At 51.7% G+C, this 19,957-nt stretch carries 18 protein-coding genes; 5 read left to right on the forward strand and 13 right to left on the reverse strand.

Translation table 11 applies throughout. The features are described from left to right. Positions 1-10 precede the first annotated feature (10 nt). From ACMXD4_RS22770 to ACMXD4_RS22785, 4 genes are all read left to right on the forward strand, one after another. Positions 11-685, forward strand: coding sequence for an Abi-alpha family protein (locus tag ACMXD4_RS22770; RefSeq protein WP_415879467.1), 675 nt, complete (start codon positions 11-13; stop codon positions 683-685). A gap of 67 nt (positions 686-752) precedes the next feature. Next, on the forward strand, positions 753-1,616 hold the full coding sequence (ubiA, locus tag ACMXD4_RS22775; RefSeq protein WP_415879468.1) for a 4-hydroxybenzoate octaprenyltransferase: 864 nt from the start codon (positions 753-755) through the stop codon (positions 1,614-1,616). Between the two features lie 153 nt (positions 1,617-1,769). Next, positions 1,770-2,219, forward strand: a complete 450-nt coding sequence (locus ACMXD4_RS22780; protein ID WP_205452364.1) for a nucleoside deaminase — start codon at positions 1,770-1,772, stop codon at positions 2,217-2,219. Positions 2,220-2,483: 264 nt separating this feature from the next. After that, a complete protein-coding gene (locus ACMXD4_RS22785; protein ID WP_415879469.1) occupies positions 2,484-3,131 on the forward strand; it encodes a glutathione S-transferase family protein in 648 nt (215 codons plus the stop codon). Positions 3,132-3,371: 240 nt separating this feature from the next. Here ACMXD4_RS22785 and ACMXD4_RS22790 read toward each other — a convergent pair whose 3' ends face one another. The 9 genes from ACMXD4_RS22790 to ACMXD4_RS22830 form a co-directional block, all read right to left on the reverse strand. After that, positions 3,372-6,488 (reverse strand): efflux RND transporter permease subunit, encoded by a 3,117-nt coding sequence (locus tag ACMXD4_RS22790; protein WP_415879470.1) that lies wholly within the window; start codon positions 6,486-6,488, stop codon positions 3,372-3,374. Continuing rightward, complete coding sequence (locus ACMXD4_RS22795) at positions 6,485-7,552, reverse strand: efflux RND transporter periplasmic adaptor subunit (RefSeq protein WP_415879471.1); 1,068 nt, start codon at positions 7,550-7,552, stop codon at positions 6,485-6,487. The genes ACMXD4_RS22790 and ACMXD4_RS22795 overlap by 4 nt, the downstream gene beginning before the upstream one ends. A gap of 41 nt (positions 7,553-7,593) precedes the next feature. Continuing rightward, entirely contained in the window at positions 7,594-8,520 is a 927-nt protein-coding gene (locus ACMXD4_RS22800; protein ID WP_415879472.1) for a hypothetical protein, read from the reverse strand. Positions 8,521-8,629: 109 nt separating this feature from the next. Then, positions 8,630-11,017 carry a tetratricopeptide repeat protein gene (locus ACMXD4_RS22805; protein ID WP_415879473.1) on the reverse strand — a complete coding sequence of 796 codons (2,388 nt, stop codon included), beginning with the start codon at positions 11,015-11,017 and terminating at the stop codon, positions 8,630-8,632. Continuing rightward, positions 11,010-12,365, reverse strand: coding sequence for a hypothetical protein (locus ACMXD4_RS22810; RefSeq protein ID WP_415879474.1), 1,356 nt, complete (start codon positions 12,363-12,365; stop codon positions 11,010-11,012). Before ACMXD4_RS22810 ends, ACMXD4_RS22805 begins: the two co-directional genes overlap by 8 nt. Positions 12,366-12,840: 475 nt before the next feature. Then, complete coding sequence (locus tag ACMXD4_RS22815; RefSeq protein WP_415879475.1) at positions 12,841-14,184, reverse strand: DNA recombination protein RmuC; 1,344 nt, start codon at positions 14,182-14,184, stop codon at positions 12,841-12,843. Between the two features lie 31 nt (positions 14,185-14,215). Continuing rightward, a complete protein-coding gene (locus tag ACMXD4_RS22820; RefSeq protein WP_415879476.1) occupies positions 14,216-14,650 on the reverse strand; it encodes a hypothetical protein in 435 nt (144 codons plus the stop codon). Positions 14,651-15,051: 401 nt separating this feature from the next. Beyond that, a complete protein-coding gene (locus tag ACMXD4_RS22825; RefSeq protein ID WP_415879477.1) occupies positions 15,052-15,321 on the reverse strand; it encodes a Txe/YoeB family addiction module toxin in 270 nt (89 codons plus the stop codon). Continuing rightward, positions 15,302-15,574, reverse strand: a complete 273-nt coding sequence (locus tag ACMXD4_RS22830) for a type II toxin-antitoxin system Phd/YefM family antitoxin (RefSeq protein WP_415879478.1) — start codon at positions 15,572-15,574, stop codon at positions 15,302-15,304. The genes ACMXD4_RS22825 and ACMXD4_RS22830 overlap by 20 nt, the downstream gene beginning before the upstream one ends. A 125-nt stretch (positions 15,575-15,699) precedes the next feature. On the opposite strand from ACMXD4_RS22830, the gene ACMXD4_RS22835 reads away from it, so the two are divergent. Further along, on the forward strand, positions 15,700-16,779 hold the full coding sequence (locus ACMXD4_RS22835; RefSeq protein WP_415878126.1) for an IS630 family transposase: 1,080 nt from the start codon (positions 15,700-15,702) through the stop codon (positions 16,777-16,779). 123 nt (positions 16,780-16,902) lie between these two features. Here ACMXD4_RS22835 and ACMXD4_RS22840 read toward each other — a convergent pair whose 3' ends face one another. The 4 genes from ACMXD4_RS22840 to gmk all read right to left on the reverse strand — a co-directional run bounded on the left by ACMXD4_RS22840 (position 16,903) and on the right by gmk (position 19,836). Then, on the reverse strand, positions 16,903-17,289 hold the full coding sequence (locus ACMXD4_RS22840; protein ID WP_415879479.1) for a lysozyme inhibitor LprI family protein: 387 nt from the start codon (positions 17,287-17,289) through the stop codon (positions 16,903-16,905). Positions 17,290-17,336: 47 nt separating this feature from the next. Further along, positions 17,337-18,617, reverse strand: coding sequence for a glutamate-1-semialdehyde 2,1-aminomutase (hemL, locus tag ACMXD4_RS22845; protein ID WP_415879480.1), 1,281 nt, complete (start codon positions 18,615-18,617; stop codon positions 17,337-17,339). Positions 18,618-18,763: 146 nt separating this feature from the next. Further along, positions 18,764-19,204 carry a hypothetical protein gene (locus tag ACMXD4_RS22850; protein ID WP_033157632.1) on the reverse strand — a complete coding sequence of 147 codons (441 nt, stop codon included), beginning with the start codon at positions 19,202-19,204 and terminating at the stop codon, positions 18,764-18,766. Between the two features lie 17 nt (positions 19,205-19,221). Then, positions 19,222-19,836 (reverse strand): guanylate kinase, encoded by a 615-nt coding sequence (gene gmk / locus ACMXD4_RS22855; protein WP_171697040.1) that lies wholly within the window; start codon positions 19,834-19,836, stop codon positions 19,222-19,224. Positions 19,837-19,957 lie beyond the last annotated feature (121 nt).

Genomic DNA, 19,957 nt, shown 5'->3' on the forward strand with positions numbered 1-19,957 from the left:
CTGAATCTCAATGAACGAAGAAAAAGCCAAAGCTATACAAGAAATTGCAAAAGCCACTCATCAAGGACTAAACACCCTTGAAAAGGCTGGTGGTTACTTAGCAACGCTTATTGGTGGTTCATTGGAACAGGCAATAGGAATATTTGAAGACAAACTAAAATATTCAAGATGGGAAAGAAATATCAGGCTATTAGATAAAGCTCATGAATTCTTGAGCAACCGCAGTATAAGTTGCCCATCCAGACCGGTGCCTTTAAAAATATTGATCCCTTTACTAGAAGCAGGGAGCATCGAAGATGATGATGAAATCCAAGATATCTATGCTCAAATTCTAGCAAACTCAGCAGATAAAAGTTTCAAATTAACCATAAAAAGGACATATATAGACGTTCTACAAAATCTAAGCTGCCTTGAAATAGATATATTAAGAAAATTATATTCATTTAATTTTGAAGATACTTGGACCGTTGGTGTATGGACAACAAATTTTCCTTCTTTGGAACTAACTCAACCATCTAAATGTGAAAACCTTCGGCCTCCGAAGGATGTAGAAATTGCACTAGCTAATATGTATAGACTTGGCCTGATTAATCGGGAAGGCACTTATACCGGTTGTGAAATTTATTCCTTAGTCAAACCGACTTTATTCGGCAAAGAGTTTGTTGAAATATGTGGAATAACTTAATTTTAAAATTAAGTTAGTGAACCTTTAACCCTCAAAAGTTCGAATAACTCCAAAATACACCCCATCTATGGAATATATTACCGACCGCCTCCACCAATACTGGCTCCTGGCCCGCTTTGATAAACCCATCGGCATTTTCATTTTGCTGTGGCCGACATTATGGGCCTTGTGGATTGCCGGTGACGGTAGGCCGGACGGTTTGGTGCTGACCGTGTTCGTTGCGGGCGTGGTGCTGATGCGCGCTGCGGGTTGCGTGATTAACGATTACGCCGACAAGGATTTCGATCCGCATGTTGATCGCTGCAAGCTAAGGCCTATCGCGGCGGGCAAAGTCAGCCCTAAGGAAGCGTTGATTGTATTTGCGGTGCTGTGTCTTACTGCCTTTGGTTTGGTGTTGCTGCTGAATTGGTACACCATCGGTTTGTCCTTCATCGGCGCGTTTCTGGCGGCCAGTTATCCGTTCATGAAGCGCTTTACCCATTTGCCGCAGGCTTATCTGGGCGCAGCCTTTGGTTTTGCGGTGCCGATGGCGTTTGCCGCGCAAACCAACGAAATCCCCTTGGTAGGCTGGATTCTGTATCTAGCGGTGCTGCTCTGGGCTCTGGTGTACGACACCATGTATGCGATGGTTGACATTGACGACGATTTGAAAATCGGCGTGAAATCGACGGCCATTTTGTTCGGTAAACAGGTGCGGGAAATTACCGCTGGTCTACAAGTTGTGATTATCGGCTTGTTGCTTACAGTGGGCATAATGCAACAGCTCAGTTGGCCCTATTACGCCGGTCTGTTGATCGCCAGCGGTCTGGCAGTTTACCAGCAAAAATTGATTTTTCATTTCGATAAACCCAGTTGTTTCAAGGCCTTTTTGAACAATAACTGGTTCGGTCTGGCGGTATTTGTGGGGATTGTGTTGGCTTATTGGCAATAGCGGATCAAAGCACTTAGGTTTGGAAAGCCTCCCCAGCCCCGTTTTTTAAAGAGGTTTTTGGAGCCCCTAAAACTCAACTTAAGCCAATACCCATCTACCCAGCCTTTGTAGAACGTATTTTCAAACATACCCCAATTGATTTTAGGAGTTGCGATGAACTATCAGGAGATGCTCGCCGTGGCGTTTGCCGAAGCAAAAGCCGGTTTTGACGAAGGCGGCGTGCCGGTCGGCGCGGCCTTGTTCGATGCTGATGGCACCTTGCTGGGCCGGGGCCGCAACCGCCGCGTGCAAGATAACGATCCGTCTGTGCACGGCGAAACCGATGCATTCCGCAATGCCGGCCGGCAGACCAGTTACCGCGACAAAATTTTGGTCACCACCTTGGCACCGTGCTGGTATTGCTCGGGATTAATTCGGCAATTCAATATCGGCACGGTGGTTGTCGGCGAATCAAGCAACTTTTCCGGGCATCTGGACTGGCTAAGAGAAGCCGGCGTCAAGATTGTGGAATTGAACGACCCCGTCTGCATCGAGTTGATGAGCCGTTTTATTGCTCAATCGCCAAAGATTTGGTTTGAAGACATCGGTGAGGACTGTTGTTAAACCAAGATTTGCCGCTGATTCTATCCGTTGAATAGCACAGCCGTAGAACCCAACTAAAAATCCCTTACAAAATGGCATTGCTCTATGCGGTTATTTATTATAAAACGGCAAGAATGATGCGCTGATACCTAAAGGCGTTCTTCGCTATCAAGCCTTCGAGAGTGGAACAGGGCTTCTCATTTCCCTGGGTTCACACATTCTCTGGGACGACGATATCCGATTTAATAAATTCTCGATCCATAATCTGCAAAGGAGTTTTCGTTTATGAGTCTGTCCTTAGTCATCGGTAACAAAAATTACTCATCCTGGTCGTTACGGCCTTGGTTGTTTTTGAAATATCACGACATCGACTTCACGGAAATCCGCATCCCGCTGTATCGAGAGGATTCGAAAGACAAGCTGCTGCAATACTCGCCGACCGGTAAGGTACCGGTTTTGCTGGATGCTGAGCTTAAGGTTTGGGATTCGCTGGCGATATTGGAATATCTGGCGGAACGCTTTCCGCAAACCCAAGGCTGGCCGGAGGATTTTGCCGAACGCGCGGCGGCCCGTTCCTTGGCCGCTGAAATGCATTCCGGATTTACTGCGCTACGCACCTATTGCGGGATGAATTGCAAGCGGACACCCTCAGCCAAACCCTTGCCGGAAGCGGTACATCCGGACATCGAACGTATCAGTGAAATTTGGGAATACTACCGGCAACTGCACCGCCACGACGGTCCTTGGTTATTCGGCCGTTTTACAATAGTCGATGCGATGTTCGCCCCCGTCGCCTTGCGATTTCACAGCTATCAACTGGCAACCAATAAAGAGGCGCAGGCCTATGTGGACTCGGTGCTGGCTTGCCCGGCTGTAAGCGCCTGGATGGAAGCCGGCAAGTTGGAAAGCGAGGTAATCACCGCGTTTGAATAAGCGGTTTACAACGTTGCTTATCACCAAAATAAAATGGTCACTGCTTTACTGAAATGATCGATATTTTCAAAACTGAGTTTTGCCGATATACCAGTGCAGATGTAAAAGACAACTGGAAAGATCAACTCATTGACCAGCCATTAATCGGTCGTTCCTGTAATGCTTTTCTCCAGTTCATACCGGGGCATTCGAAACCTGAATTTCACCCACCCGAAAACACCGGTTTCTAAACCTTAAAAATTAAACCGTGATTCTGAACCAAGCTGCATATAAAGCCGGCAAAAACAGTAGCGTCAACGCAGTCGCGACGGTCAAACCTCCCATAATCGCTACTGCCATCGGCCCGAAAAAGGCGCTGTGGGTGAGGGGGATCATAGCCAGTATCGCCGCTGCCGCCGTAAGTACGATAGGCCGGAAGCGGCGCACCGTCGAATCGACAATCGCATCAAAATCCGAACGCCCGGCCTGCTTATCCTGATCGATTTGATCGACCAGAATTACCGAGTTGCGCATGATCATGCCGGAAAGTGCGATGGTGCCCAACATCGCCACAAACCCAAACGGTTGTTGAAAAATCAACAAAAACAAGGTCACGCCGATTAAACCGAGCGGCGCTGTTAATAACACCAAGGCCATCCGCGAAAAGCTTTGCAACTGGATCATCAGCACAGTCAATACCGTTAGAAAGAACAAAGGCATACCGGCCGCGACCGAATCGCCGCCTTTGGCCGATTCTTCCACCGCGCCGCCGGTCTCCAGGCGGTAGCCGGGCGGTAATTGCCGCTTTATGTCGACCAGTTGTTCTTCTATCTGTGCCGACACCATCGGCGCCTGCATATTGCCATACAAATTCGCGCGCACCGTGACGGTAGGAATGCGATTACGCCGCCAAATCAAACCTTCCTCAAAACCGTATTCCAGTTCCGCGACTTGCGACAGGGGCACACTGTGTCCGCCGGGGATCGGTATCATCAAATTTTGCAGCCGCGATAAATGCTTGCGTTCGATTTCGGCGCCACGCACCAATAAGTCGATGCGCTCGATGCCTTCACGAAATTCTGTCACATACAAGCCTTGCAGCGCACCGTTGACAATATTGGCAATATCACTGGAACTAATCCCCAGTAGTCTGGCTTTGGATTGGTCAACATTCACGCGCACGACTTTCACCGGCTCTTCCCAATCCAACTGCACGTTGGACGGATAAGGGTTGGCGCGCATCACATCCGCCACCTGGCGAGCAATCGTGCGTAGCGTTGATAAATCTGGCCCGGAGACTCTGAATTGCACGGGAAAACCTACCGGCGGGCCGTTCTCCAAACGTAATACGCTGCCGCGCATATCCGGAAAATCCTGTTCAAACAAATGGATGAGTTTATCGCGCAGTTGTTCTCGTTCCGCTGGGCCATTGGTCAAGATCACAAACTGCGCAAAGCTGCGTTGCGGTAATTGCTGATCCAAAGGTAAATAAAAACGCGGACTGCCGTTGCCGACATAAGCCACGTAATTATCGATGCCGCTTTGGTCATCCAGCCAGGCCTCCAGTTTTTTCACATCGGCTTCGGTGGCGGCATACGACACGCCTTCCGCCAAGCGCAAATCGACGATTAACTCCGGCCGAGTGGAATCCGGAAAAAACTGTTGCTGGACAAACTTAAAACCGAAGATCGCGGTAATAAACATGGCTATGGTTAAAACAATCACCAGCCAACGGTGGATAACGCAAGCAGCCACCAGTTTTCGGAAGCGCAGATAAAACGGCGTTTGATAAAGCTCGTGGGCGTGGTTCTTGGGCTGTTCGGCATGTGGTTTGTTCCGCAATTTGGCCCAAATCCGCGCCCAGCTCGACGCTTGCTCTTGTCCCTTGCTCAAGTCAGGCAATAAGCGATGTCCCAAATACGGTACAAACACTACCGCCGCGAACCAGGAGACCAACAAGGCGATAACCACCACTTGAAAAATCGAGCGGGTATATTCGCCGGTAGAAGACGCCGCCGTGGCAATCGGCAAAAAGCCGGCCGCGGTTACCAATGTGCCGCTCAGCATTGGCATCGCGGTGGATGTATAGGCAAATGCGGCAGCACGGGTTCTATCCCAACCCTGTTCCATCTTAGACGCCATCATTTCCACGGCGATAATGGCATCGTCCACCAACAAGCCCAAAGCCAAAATCAACGCACCCAGAGAAATTTTGTGCAAGCCAACGCCAAACAGATGCATCAGCCAAAAAGTGACTGCCAACACCACCGGAATCGTGATCGCGACCACGATGCCGGTGCGTAAACCCAAAGACAGCAGGCTAACGCCCAACACTATGACGACCGCTTCGGTCAGCGATTTGGCAAACTCGTTAACCGAACGCTGCACCGCTTTCGGCTGCGAAGACACAGTATGCAATTCCAAACCCACCGGCAATTGGGCTTGGGTAGTTACCACGGCCTGGTCCAAATCGCGGCCCAGCTTGATGATATCGCCGCCAGCACGCATCGCCACGCCGATCAACAGCGCGTCATGACCTTTATAACGCACCCGGTCCTTGGGGGGATCTTCAAAGCCGCGGCTGACTTTGGCGACATCGCCCAACCGGAATTCGTTGTTATTGGCGCGAAAACGTACATCCCGCAGTTCTTCCAATCTATCGTAACGACCGGTTACCGCAATCCGAATATGCTCGTTTTCAGAATCGAAACTACCGCTGCCCGTCACCAGATTCTGCGCTTGCAAGGTGCGAAGCAAGGTGGCAACGTCGATGCCGATGGTCGCTAATTTGGCATTGGACAATTCGACGTAAATGCGTTGTTTCTGCTCGCCGAAAAAGTCAACCTTGGCGACATCGTTCACTCTGAGCAGTTCGGCACGCAACGTTTCCGCGTGACGCTTCAGTTCCGCATAGTCGTAGCCGTCGCCGGTCAAGGCATACAAGTTTCCGTATACATCCCCAAACTCGTCGTTGAATGTCGGCCCTTCAACGCCTGCCGGCAGGGTGTAAGCAATATCGCCGATTTTTTTGCGAACCTGATAAAAAATGTCCGGGACTTGCGCCGCTGGTGTGGAGTCCTTGGCCGACAGAAAAATTAAGGATTCGCCCGGTCTGGAATAGCTGCGTAAATTGTCCAGCCAGGGTACTTCCTGGAGTTTTTTCTCCAGTTTATCGGTGACTTGTTGTTCCACTTCCTGCGCGCTGGCACCGGGCCAACCGGTGCGGATAACCATCACTTTGAAAGTGAACGGCGGATCTTCAGACTGGCCCAGCCTGGTATACGAAAGCATCCCCACCAAGGTCAGCATCAACATGGCATATAACACCAATGCCGGGTGCCGCAAAGCCCACTCGGAGAGATTGAAGCCCGATTTCATGGTTGGCTCCGCAGCGGCGTTGCCCTAACTTTCTGGCCGGGTATCAAAGTTTGCACCCCCGCCACTACTACTTGTTCGCCTTTTTGGATACCGCCGGCAATCAACACGCCATCTTCGCGAAACGCGCCGGCCTGAACGGTTCTAGGCTGAACTTCACCGTTCGCCGGATTCACCACCCAGACGACGGATTGACCATCGCGCTGAGTGAGCGCTGTGGTGGGTAATAAAAAATCCTTGGTGTCCTGATGATAAAAGCGAACGCCGGCCGTCATGCCCAAACGCACCGAATCGTCCGCATCCAGCAAAACCACACGTACTTGAAAAGTACGTGTGAGATTATCAGCAGCCGGTGCCACTTCCCGAACCTTACCTTTGTATACAGTGGTGGGGTTGGCCCACAATCTGATTTCCGCCGGCACATCGACAGCGATGCCCAGCATGCGCGACTCGGGAACGGCTATTTCGACTTCCTTATTCTCCGGCACGGCGATACGAACAATAGGCTCGCCCGCGGCAACCACTTGGCCCGGTTCGGCCTGAATGCGGGTAACCACGCCATCCCGCTCCGCCAGTAACTGCGTGTAGCGCGACTGATTGCCGGTTACCGCCGCTTGCGCGCGGGTTTGCTTTACCCTGGCCGCCGCCGCCTTGAATTGCGCTTCCTGAATATCCAAAGCCTGGTTGGAAATGAATTTGCTGGCGTGTAATTGCCGTTGTCTGTCCAGCTCTGCTTGTGCCAAAGCCAAATCGGCTTCCGCCGCCCGGACTTCCGCCTGCGCCGCTTGGGTGGATAAACCGGTATCCATACTATCCAGTTTGGCCAACAGCTGACCTTTCGTCACCACTGCGCCTGTATCGACATTGCGTTCGATAATTTTGCCGTTGATGCGAAAACCTTGAGCACTTTCGTAGCGGGAGCGAATTTCGCCTATCAATATGATAGGGGCGGCTGCAGTTTGCTCGCCTACTGTCACCACTAAAGCCGGTCTGGGCACTGATGCTGTGGGCGCTGGTTTTTCGCAAGCGGCCAGCAATAGCGGCAACGTCAACAACAAATATTTCATTTTATCCCCTAAAAAATGGCACTAGCTGCATCCAGAGTTATTTATGCCATGGCCTTGCGGATTAACTCCAGCGGCACCAGCGAAATCAATGCTCTAAACAACAAGGCGTTATGATTGTTGACTAAGCCGTAACATTCGTAATCCAAGGGTGTGGCGTTCAAATCGCCGAAATCGTGCGCGGCGCAATCCGCTGCGGGTTTGATCAAAATATGCACCGCGTCGTTACTTTTAAGCTGCGACAAACAACGTCTGTCGATGGAAATTTTGTGCGAAGTATAGACCATGGGGTTACGCTCGAAATCGTGCAGCCATTTCAAGGCCTTTTCCAGCAACGCACTGGACAGCAATGCGCACGGAAACATCTCCGGGAAAATCACCTTATCCTGTAGCTCGTCGAAATACTGGGTTTGATCACGCAGCGATGCACACAAAAAATTCTTGGCATTGCTGGTCATCATGAACTTGCGTTTGAGAAAAAAACCATTGCTCAAAAAACAACGGTCAGGCTGGATTTTTAATTCGCCGACCCGGGACAAATCCGGCTGATCTAAAAACAGCGGTTCAGCAGTTTCTTTTTTATAGCCGGTCAAGGCCAGTTTGCCGTCGGCCTTGACGATAATCCGATTGCTCAAGCTTGGCGACGGTTCTTTTTTAAATACCGAGTCTTTAATATCCACTTCAATCGCCTGGTTCGGCTTAATGGCATTGGCAAAAGCAAACTGGTAATTGCTGAAGTTCAAGCCCTGTTCGGCTAGCAATTTTTCTTCGTCATGTTGCCGGCGATAGTCCGCTATCTTGCCTTCGATCAAGGACTCCAGCTGAAACCCCAAGGTAATCGGGCCGTTAAACGGATTGCCGTTGATGTTCTGCCACTTCCGGCTATCGTGGAACAGATTGAAATCGTCGGTGGAATTGCGGGCGATGTCGATATGTAGCTGACTGAAAACGTCCGGATTGTATTGATTCATAGAAGCGGCCTCCGCTGGGCTTTGGATACAAGGCAATTCAACTCGCCGCATGCTACCACCTATCATCGGCATCACAAACTGGGCAAAGGCGGCATACTGCATTTGCAGCTTAGTCTAGCTGTTCGCCGCTATCCAGGGCTTGCAGGCTGGCACTTACCCAGGCCAGATCATTGGCGTATCGCGGAACATTGGGAAAAGCTTCAGCCAATTTCGCCGCTAACTCCATACTTTCCTTAAAACAGCCTCTTGCCTGGGGCAACCGTCCGAGGACTTGCTCCACCGTGCCGATGTTGTTTAGCGCAATACTCAAGTCGCGTAGCGCTTGCGGACTGTCGCCCATTGCCTCCCGCAATTGCCGGCACAAGCTCAAACTTTCGACATAGACCGTCCGCGCCTCCTCCAGACGGCCCAGGGCTAGCTCCACATCGCCGATCTTCTCAAGCGACACACTCAAATCGCGCAACGCTTGCGGACTGTCGCCCAGCGCCTCTCGCAGTTGCCGGAACAAGCCCAGGCTTTCAGCATAGGCCGCCCACGCCTCCTCCAAGCGGCCCAGGGCTTGATCCACCTCGCCGATGTTGTTAAGCGACACACTCAAATCGCGCAGCGCTTGCTGACTGTCGCCCTGCATGTCTCGAAGTTGTCGGCGCAAAGCCAAGCTCTCGGCATAGGCTGTCCGCGCCTCCTCCAGGTGGCCCATGGATTGCTCCACATCGCCGATTTTGTTCAAAGACACACTCAAATCGCGCAGCGCTTGCTGACTGCCGCTCAGCGCCTCCCGCCGTTGGCGGCACAAGCCCAGGCTTTCGGCATAGGCCGCCCGCGCGGCTTCCAGACAGCCCAAGGCTTGTTCCACATCGCCGATCCTGTCCAACGACACACTCAAATCTCGCAGAGCTTGCGGACTGTCACCCAGCCCCTCCCGCAGTTGCCGGCGCAAGTCCAAGCTTTCGGCATAGGCCGCCCGCGCGGCTTCCAGACGACCCAGGGCTTGCTCCACATCGCCGACGTTGTCCAGCGAAATACTTAAATCGCGCAGCGCTTGTGGACTGTCGCCCAGCGCCGCCCGCAGTTGCCGGCGCAAGTCCAAGCTTTCGGTATAGGCCGCCCGCGCGGCTTCCAGACGGCCCAGGGCTTGCTCCACATCGCCGACATTGTCCAGCGAAATACTTAAATCGCGCAGCGCCTGCAGACTGTCGCCCAGCGCCGCCCTCAGTTGCTGGCGCAAGTCCAAGCTTTCTGCATAGGTCATCCGCGCCTCCTCCAGGCGGCCCAGGGATTGCTCCACATCGCCGATCTTGTCCAGCGAAATACTCAAATCGCGCAGCGCTTGCGGACTGTCTCCCAGCGCCGCCCTCAGTTGCCGGCACAAGCCCAGGCTTTCGGCATAGGTCACCCACGCCTCCTCCAGGCGGCCCAGGGCTTGATCCACATCGCCGATGTTGTTAAGCGAAATGCTCAAATCGCGTAGCGCTTGCGGACTTTCGCCCAGCGCCTCCCGCAGTTGCCGGCGCAAATCCAGGCTTTCCACATAGGCCGTCCGCGCTTCGTCCAGGCAACCCAGGGCTTGCTCCACATTGCCGACCTTTTCCAGCGATATACTCAAATCGCGCAAGGCTTGCGGACTGTCGCCCAGCGCCTCCCGCAGTTGCCGGCGCAAGCTCAGGCTTTCGGCATAGGCCGCCCGCGCTTCTTCCAGACTACCCAGGGCTTGGCCTATATCGCCGGTGTAATCCAGAATTATGCTGAAATTACGCACGGCATCGGATGCATCAGGTTTATTAGCCAACCGCCGCAACACCGGCGACATTTGTTCTACAACTTGCCCAGCAGCGGCATAATCCGTTCTCTCAATAGCCGCGTCGAGCGCGGCGAAAGCCGCATCCGCCGACAGCCGCTGTTTGTCGGTAGTGTGTTCCCACAAGCGCTGCCATTCCAGTTCAGCAGCTGACAATTCGCAGCTGGCCGCCAAACTGGCCGGAGCCGGCACATTCTCTGCGCGACTGGCCGGGACGATAGGCACTGGCGTCGGTAAATCGGCGGTAAAGCTGCGGATGCTCCATAAATCCGGCAGCATGCTCGGTACATCGAGACGAAACTCGCACGGCAGCAGCACTATCATCGGGCAGGCGACGTCGCGTTCCAATAAGAAGCGTCTTTCGTTAAGGCGGGCCAGCAATTGCCAGACCGCCCGGCGCTGGCTATCGCCATCCAGCCTTAACTCCAACCACAAGGGCGGGCGTTTGTCGCCCAGCGGCCGGGCAGCGAGTATCGCCGCCAAGGTGGTGTCCAGTTGTTCGGGATGTTGTAAAACAAATTGCCGTAACGGCAGGGTATTGATACTCAGCAAGTCTTGCAGGCGCTGTTTCAAAGCCTGGACCGGCGCGGGATGCCGACTAAACAACACCGCCAACGCAAAACCGCGCGCCCATTCCAGATGCGGGCGCAGCTTACGCCAAATGCTGTCCAGCTCGGTTTGATAATCGGTGTCAATCACCTTTGGCAACGATGTCGCGCAACAGCGGATGCACGTCAAACCAATCGTCGCCGTTGCGGTAGTTGAGGATGTATTTGCCTTCGGTCAGACGGGCAAAGTCCGGGAGTTTGTCCAGGCTTTCCAATTGCCGGTCGTGCTTTTCCAACACCCGCGCCAACACCTGTTTGTCGTCGCGAGCCAGCGGCATATCTTTACGCAAGGCGCTTTCCGCGCTGGCTAATACCGTATCGGGTAGCGGTAGCGATTCCTGATACAGCGCTTCGGTGATGCATAAACCCACCAACCGGAAAAAATCGCGTAAATCGCCACCGGAGTTGGCGGCTAAACGTAGCAATTGCTCCCTGGTAAAAAATGTGCTCCATTCAGGAAAACGCCGGCCGACAATATCCACCATCGCATTCAGGCCGGTTTCGGAAGGTACCGGCGCAGCGCCGTCTTGCGGACGGCTTTCGTAAACATGCACGCTGGGCAGCATATAGATTTTGCCGCCGGAATACAAAGCCCCCAGGCTACCGGCCAAGGCCGTCAAATACGGTGGAATGGTGCAAACCAAATACAACGGCGGAAAACGCAATTTGTCGGCATGCCCGGAAAAAATGGTTTCCACGCTCTTGAACACTTTACCTATGTCTTCGCTGTCGCCGACCCCGCGCAAGCGTTCCACCGAATCCAACAGTAACACTACTTTTTTATCCGGCTGACCGGCTTTCCGGCGGGCGACAGCCACAACGTTTTCGACGAATTTACGCGCTTCTTGAACCAATCTGGCGACGTGACCGCGGGTGCCTTCCTGGAGCTTTTTCTTGAAGGTGGGGTTTTCCCGCAGCGACATTTTCAAGCTGGCTTTGAGATCCTCGCCGGCTTCCAAACCAAGTTCCTCGATTTTGACTTCGCTTTGCAGAAAAATCCAAACCCGTTCGAAAAAGCCGATGTTGGCGGGATCGTGGCCGTAGCGTTCTTCGATTTTTTCCGATAAGCCGCCGAGCATGCTAATCAGAAAATCGGTGATTTCCACGGCCATGGTTAAATTCAGGTATTCGGCCATATCGACATAAAACACTTCGCAGCCCTGCTCGCGCAGCATTTCCGCCAGACGCATCAATTCGGTGGTTTTTCCGGTGCCACGGTTACCGGAAAATAAGTAAGTGCCGCCGCCTTCGTCGAAATCTATGCGATCAGCCAACACCCTAACCAGAGGCCTATCAGGCCCGTGTAAACCTGCCACATAAAGGTCTTCGCTGACGCCGTCCGCAATCAAGGGATGCTTGCCGAATACCACCGGACGGGTGGCATCCAGTGCATTGAGGCAAGCTTTTATTTTGGGGCGTAATTCTGCCGGGTTGACCATGAGTATCTCTAGCCTAATTCAGTAAACATTCCGCTTTTGGAAATTTTAGTCATGTTAGCACGCTACATGGTTTTCTTGAGTCCACCCGGAGATAGTGTCCGGATAAGTGTATTTCAACGGGCGATGTTAAGAGATGGCGCTTGTAGTGCTACCCCTATCTATGGAGCTGTTGCGAGTATCGCCGGAAAAAAGCCTGCCAAAAAACACGGTTTCTGTTGAAAACTTGTTGGTCGAACAGCTAGGAGTTTGTGGATAAGTTGTCTGTAAAACCCCGGATTCTAGTTATCCCCAGACTGTAAACAAGCTAAAACGCCGCTGTATAACAGCGTTAATTTTTAATAAGGCTATGAATAAATTCATATAAACAGTGTTTTCCACAGATTTTTCGGCCTTAGTAGTAATAACAATCTAAAGATATATATAAAGTTATTATTACTACGATGATTGGACCTGAGTATTTCAGATCACGGAAACATCAATCCTCCGATGACATTTGTTCGGTCAGGCTTTTAGGTAGCTTCTTTTTGACCTTGACCCCCAGTTCCTCAAACAAACTGGCTTGACGGAGCAAATTGCCGCTGCCGCTACTCAATTTGTTGACGATGCCGTCGTAGGTTTTTTGTATCGTGCTGAGTTGGTTGCCCAGTTTTTCAATGTCTTCGACAAAACCTCTGATCTTGTCGTACAGGCTGCCGGCTTTATCAGCGATCAAGCGGGCGTTTTCGTTTTGTTGTTCGTATCGCCAGATATTTTGTACGGTGCGCAAAGTCGCCAACAAGGTAGTCGGCGTAACGACGACGATTTTGTGTTCGAAAGCATCATTGAATAATTTTTCGTCGGCCTGGAATGCTGCCATAAAGGCGGCTTCGATAGGCATGAACAGCAATACAAAATCCAGTGAACGTAAACCTTTCAAACTGGAATAGTCTTTATTGCTTAAACCTTTGATGTGGTTTCGGACCGCTTCGGTGTGTTGTTTCAGCGCTTCGATGCGTTGGTTATCGTCTTCCGCCGAACAATAACGCTCGTAGGCCACTAGCGAGACTTTGGAATCGATGATTACATCCTTGTTTTCCGGTAAGCGGACGATGACATCGGGCTTGAACAGCCGATTATCTTCATCACGAAACGCACCTTGGGTTTCGTATTCGATACCTTTGCGCAAGCCGGATTGTTCCAAGACTTTTTCCAGGATCATTTCACCCCAGTTGCCTTGGGTTTTATGATCGCCTTTCAAGGCGCGGGTCAGGTTCAGCGCTTCCTGATTCATCTTGGCGGTATCGCGGCGTAACGAGACGATTTCCTCGCGTAAAGAAATACGATCCTTTGTTTCGTTGTCGTAAACGCTTTCAACCCGGCTTTTGAATTCGCCGAGCTGTTGCTTGAGTGGCGCAACTAAACTTTCGATACTGACTTTATTGTGTTCGGTAAATTGCTTGCCGCGTTCTTCGAAGATCTTATGCGCCAGATTCTCGAACTGGGTTTTGAGCTGATTTTCCGCATCTTGCAGTAGGCGGATCTTCTCGGCGTTGCTTTTGTGCTGTTCTTGCTGACGCGCGTTGAGATCCGCGTTTTCGGTTTTCAACTCCAACAATTGTTGCTGTAGCAACTGCAACTCGGATTCTTTTTGCGCCAACAGCAAAACCCGTTCCTCGGCCACCGCCAATTTAACGGCTTGTTGCTGAACTTGCTGTTGCTGCTGCTCTAACTGACTTTGCAATTCGCGCTGCCGCTTACCGCTCAGCCAGGCGCAAGCCAGGTAACCAAGTAAAGCCGCCAAAGGTATTGCCGCCAGTGCCATCCCTATTTCTGTTTCCATCGAAACCCTCTTAATGAATCAAGCAGACGGCTTAACGCGGCTTGATGGATAAATCCCCAATCGTAAAGCCAATGTCAAAGCCCTTGCCTTTACCCATTAACACCAGGGAAATTTCGCCGCGGGTCAATACTTGCCTATCCACCGAGTTTTTAATGCCAAAGTGATTACCCAGCGAAATGTAATCGCCAAAAATCTCGCTGATATATTTCACATCGGTGAAATGGCCTTCACCTTCGATAACCGAATAACCAATCGTAAAGCCTATGCTTTTTGAGGACAGCTTGACCGCGGCTTTTTGGCCATTACGACAGGTGATTTCGCCGGTGCCGTCGTATTGCTTATAAGCCAGCGAAAAGCCTTTCATCTTGTAGGTCATGCTGCAGGTACCCAGTTTCTTTTCGCCAAACTGCTCGTTAAACTCAATCTCGGCCTGATTAGGCTGGCCGGTATCAGTGACTTCCGGCACGGCTGGCGTTGCCGGATCCGATGGCTTTGGAGACGGTGCGTCGGTTAGCGGATGGGTAACAAAATCGGCGTGGCTTATATTGGAAAACCCGACAAGTAGACAAGTGGCGTAAAGCAGTCTCCGACCAGAAATCTTATGCTTGGCTAAGTCACTCAGGATTAGGCGATACCTCTGATTCTTTGGAGTTGGCAAGTGGGTTGGCTGCTTATTCATCTATTTCGTCCAATCAGTTAGACACCGAATATACGATTTGGCCAGAGAGAGCACAAATCGTTGGTTTTCAAAGCTGGGAAAGCGTGCTTTGAGTTATCAGGAGAGATTGTAGGCTTGGGATTAGCGGGTGGGAATGGCGAAAATCAAAATTGTACCGCCGAGCGCTGGCGACGATCAGTTACTGACTTTCAATGTTGGTCGTAATGTCCGCCGATAGCAAATATATAAATGCAGTTATCGTCGAACTTATAAATCAGCCGGTCTTTATGCGAAATCCGCCTGGACCAAAGTCCGGAAAGATTGTGACGCAAGGGCTCCGGTTTGCCCAAACCAGTTGCGGGATCGCTGCGCAGCATTTCCTTGAGCAGTTTGCACAGCGCTTTGTGTAAAACCTGGTCTTTGTCTCTAAGCTCTTCGTAGACCTCCCAAGTGTTACCTTCAAATGCCAGCGATCTCATTAAATTGTTCTTCGCTTGGCCGGTAGCCTTGTTGTTGAGTGTGTGTGGCGGCGGAAGCAGCGATTTGTGCCATCAGGCTAGAGTTTTGCAGTACATAAAGCGTTTCCTGCTCCCGTTCCCAATCGTCCGCGCTGATTACCACAAATGCATCGCCTGCTCGGCGGGTGACTTTCAGCGGCTCGTGATTATCGACCACTTGCTCGACGTAGCTTTTTAAATTGTCCCGAAATTGATTGACGCTGACGGTTTCCATAATGGCCTTCTCCTGTACGGAATTTCCGTACCATTATAGGATGAAAGTCGTTATTGGGCTATGGTTATGAACGATGCTAGTGTAACGTCCCCGACAAATACTTATGAATGGTAGAATTGGTGGGTATGAGAACACCAAAGAAACTTGAGTTGAGCGAGCAAGACCGTACCCTGCTGAATCGGTGGGTGAAAAGTCGAGCCATAGGAGAGAAGCAGACGTTGCGGGCGCGAATCGTATTGATGACTGCCGACCGTCTGCCTTCGCAAACGATCATGGACACCTTGAAGATCAGTGGGCCGACGCTCAATTTGTGGCGTCGGCGCTTCGTGGACAGCGGTATTGACGGATTGAAAAAAGGCAAGACGCGGCCCTCGCGAGTGCCGCCGTTGTCGGTGGAGAAGGTGCAAGAAGTGTTGACGTTGACGATGACCGGCAAGCCGGCCCACGCAACACATTGGAGTTGCCGGACGCTGGCCGAGCAGGTCGGCATTTCACGCATGGCGGTGCATCGCATTTGGCGCGAGCACCAGCTGAAGCCGCATCGGGTCAAGGGCTTCAAGGTCTCGAACGACCCGCAGTTTGAAGCGAAGTTACGGGATGTGGTGGGGCTGTATCTGGAGCCGCCGGAGAAAGCCATCGTGTTTTCCGTGGATGAGAAAAGCCAGATCCAGGCACTGGATCGCACGCAGCCAGGTTTGCCGATGAAACCCGGCAAGAACGGAACGATGACGCATGACTACAAACGCCACGGCACCACAACCTTGTTCGCCGCCCTCAATGTTCATGAGGGCACGGTGATCGGCGAGTGCGTACCTAAGCACCGCAACGATGAGTTTCTGAAATTCTTGAAACTACTCGACCGCCGAACCGACAAGGAGTTGGCCGTCCATTTGATCGTCGACAACTATGCCACCCACAAACATCCCAACGTGAAAGCCTGGCTGGACAAGCATCCGCGCTTTCAGATGCACTTTACGCCGACGTCAGCGTCCTGGGTGAACTTGGTTGAACGATTCTTTCGTGACATCACCGAAGAACGTATCCGTCGCGGGGTATTTCGCAGTGTCGACGAACTAAAGCTGGCCATCATGCAGTACCTCGAACACCGCAATGCCCACCCAAAGCCGTACCAATGGACAGCTACTCCTGATGCCATCTTGGCGAAAGTCGACAAAGCTAAAGCAACGTTAGGGACGTTACACTAGCCACTCAGCTATACGCGGAGCCAGACTGAAAAAACAAGGTTTGGTACGTGCGGTTAGTGGAGCGTAACAGCACGAATGGAAGGCTTTCATGCCTCCGATTATGCTTCGCCAACTGGAGCGGACTCACCGGTTGGATGTCCAGTTTTCCAGAGTTTTGGTTCGGAGTTCCGTTGCTGTTTTCAGACAACTGAAATAGTCCAACTGCCATATGGAACCACCTTCGGATTGTTTTACTTCTTCTTTGCAATGCGGATCCCGATCCTTAAGCCAAGATCGTTGCTGCTGACGAAGTACCTTTTGCTTCTCGAGAGTCAACTTGGATATGGTAGCTTTGTATACCTTATTCAAAGTAACGTCTGCCATCTTGTAATCACGCAAAGCACACGCATTCATTTCTTGCTGATTCCCTTCATAGTTACACTGAAACGAACCTTCGACATCAGTTGGAAGGCTAGCTGCGCTGGCTGTTCCAGCAAACAGAACAATCAATAATAGAGTGGGTATTGCCATTTAGCCTAACAAAATTAAAAGGTTCTGCATGCTGACTCTGCTCAACCTCACAACCCGTTAAAAACCTCAGCTGCCGCATCCACCGTCGCCTGCAAATCCTGATCCGAATGCGCAGCAGACACAAAACCAGCTTCAAAAGCCGACGGCGCTAGGTACACACCTTTATCCAGCATCGCATGGAAGAATTGCTTAAAGCGATTTACATCGCAAGCCATCACCTGGGAAAAACGGCTGACCGATTTTTCGCTGCTAAAGAACAAGCCAAACATACCGCCGACCTGGTTGGTGGTAAAGGCGATGCTGGCTGCGTCGGCGGCGGCTTGCAGGCCGGCCAATAATTTAGTGGTTTTGGTGGTTAAATCTTCGTAGAAACCCAGCTGGTTGATCAGTTCCAGGGTTTTCAAGCCGGCGGCCATCGCCACCGGGCAGCCGGACAAGGTGCCGGCTTGATAAACAGGGCCCAGCGGCGCCAGATATTCCATGATTTTGCGGCTGCCTCCGAAAGCGCCGACCGGCAGGCCGCCGCCGATGATTTTACCCAGTGTGGTCAAATCCGGTTTAACGCCGTACAGGCCTTGCGCGCCTTGCAAACCAACGCGGAAGCCGGTCATTACTTCATCAAAAATCAACACGCTGCCGTATTGATCGCAAACCTCGCGCAAAGTTTGCAGAAATCCCGGCTCGGGCGGAATGCAGTTCATGTTGCCGGCTACCGGTTCGACGATGATGCAGGCGATTTTGTCGCCAAATTCGGCGAAGGTGCTGCGCACCGCATCGCTGTCATTGTAAGTCAGGGTTAGGGTGTCGGCAGCGACGGAGGCCGGCACGCCGGGTGAACTGGGTACACCAAAGGTCAACGCACCGGAACCGGCTTTGACCAACAAGGAATCAGAATGGCCGTGGTAGCAGCCTTCGAATTTAACGATCTTGTCGCGGCCGGTATAACCGCGCGCCAGGCGCAATGCGCTCATGGTGGCTTCGGTGCCGGAGCTGACCATGCGCACCATTTCTATGGACGGCAACAGTTTGCAGACTGTTTGCGCCATCAGCGTTTCTATCGCGGTGGGGGCACCGAAGCTCAAGCCTTTTTCGGCGCTGTGCTTAACGGCTTCGATCACGGCCGGATGCGCATGCCCCAAAATCATTGGCCCCCAGGAACCGACATAATCGATGTAGCGCTTACCTTCGCTGTCGTAAACGTAAGCGCCGGCCGCGCGGTCGAAATATACCGGCGTGCCGCCAACACCGCTGAAGGAACGCACCGGCGAGTTGACGCCGCCGGGAATGTATTGTTTGGCTTTAGAAAATAATTCGGAAGATAGTGTCATGGGGAATGATAGATTGGGTAAAACGGTAGGTTGGGTTACCCTTCAAACACAAAAGCTCGATAGCGGGTAACCCAACATATGAGGCCGACGTGTTGGGTTACGGCTAACGCCTTTTATGCCCTTTCGGGCAAACCCAACCTACGATCTTATTGTGGTTTGCCAAACAAATGCGGCCCTTTGGGCTGCGGTTTGTTTTGCAAACAGAAATACGCCGCAGCATCGAATTTGATCTGCAAGGTGTGGGTGTCTTCGTGGTCTTCCAGATATTTCTCGGCATCAATTTCCGATAGATCTTTCATGATGTGTTCTGCAATGCAGTCACAGCTTTCTTGGAAGCGTTTTTCGTCGACGTCTTTGTTATTCGAATTTTTCAGTTCCCGCGCGACGCATTTGGCCGAAAACTCTTTTTCGAATTGGCGTTTCTCAGGTTCGGTCGCTTCGCCGCTATCCACGCGATGGACAGCTTTTTTACTTGCAGACGGGGCACTGGCTTTGGGTGTTTCCGCTTCATCGCTGGAGCAGCCGGCAAGGGTCAACGCCGAAACAATCAGCGTGGCAAACAGATAAGACGTTTTTCTAGTTTTCATAAGTGTTGTTAGTTCTATTAGTTAAGTAAATCTTGCAGCAATGTTGCCAAGGTTTTTTGTTGTTGATTTTGGGTTAAGCGGTTTGCGGTCACGATGCTTTTTAGTTGCTGCAAAGCCAGACTGAAATCGTCGTTAACGATCAAATAATCGTACTCCGGATAATGGCTCATTTCCGTCACCGCATCGCTCATGCGCCGGGCAATCACCTCCGGATTATCCTGGCCGCGGTTTTGCAAACGCTGGCTCAATACCTCGATAGACGGCGGCAGGATGAAGATCGACAGGCTTTCCGGCAACATCCTTCTGACCTGCTGGGCGCCTTGCCAATCAATTTCCAAGATCACATCCAGCCCTTTAGCCAGATTATCTTCTACGGTCTGTTGTGCGGTGCCATAAAAGTTGTCGAACACTTGTGCATGCTCTAAAAAGGATTGCCGCTCGATCATGGCTTTAAAAGTCTCGACCGAGACGAAAAAATAATCGACACCATCCTGTTCGCCGCTGCGCATCGCCCGCGTCGTGTGTGATACCGACACAGCCAGATCGTCCATCTCGGCAATCAGTTGTTTAACAAGACTGGTTTTGCCTGCCCCGGACGGTGCGGAAATAATATAAAGTTTGCCCGAAATCATGTGTAGTAATGAGGGTAATCCATGCGGCCGTCATTCTTTTCTGATAACGTCCATAGAGTCAAGCCCTAAGCGGTCACTGTGGTATCATGCAAGGCCTTTCTAAGCCCCTTCTTGAATGCCG

Origin of the sequence: Methylomonas sp. TEB (assembly GCF_047777895.1) — a bacterium.
Taxonomy (GTDB): domain Bacteria; phylum Pseudomonadota; class Gammaproteobacteria; order Methylococcales; family Methylomonadaceae; genus Methylomonas.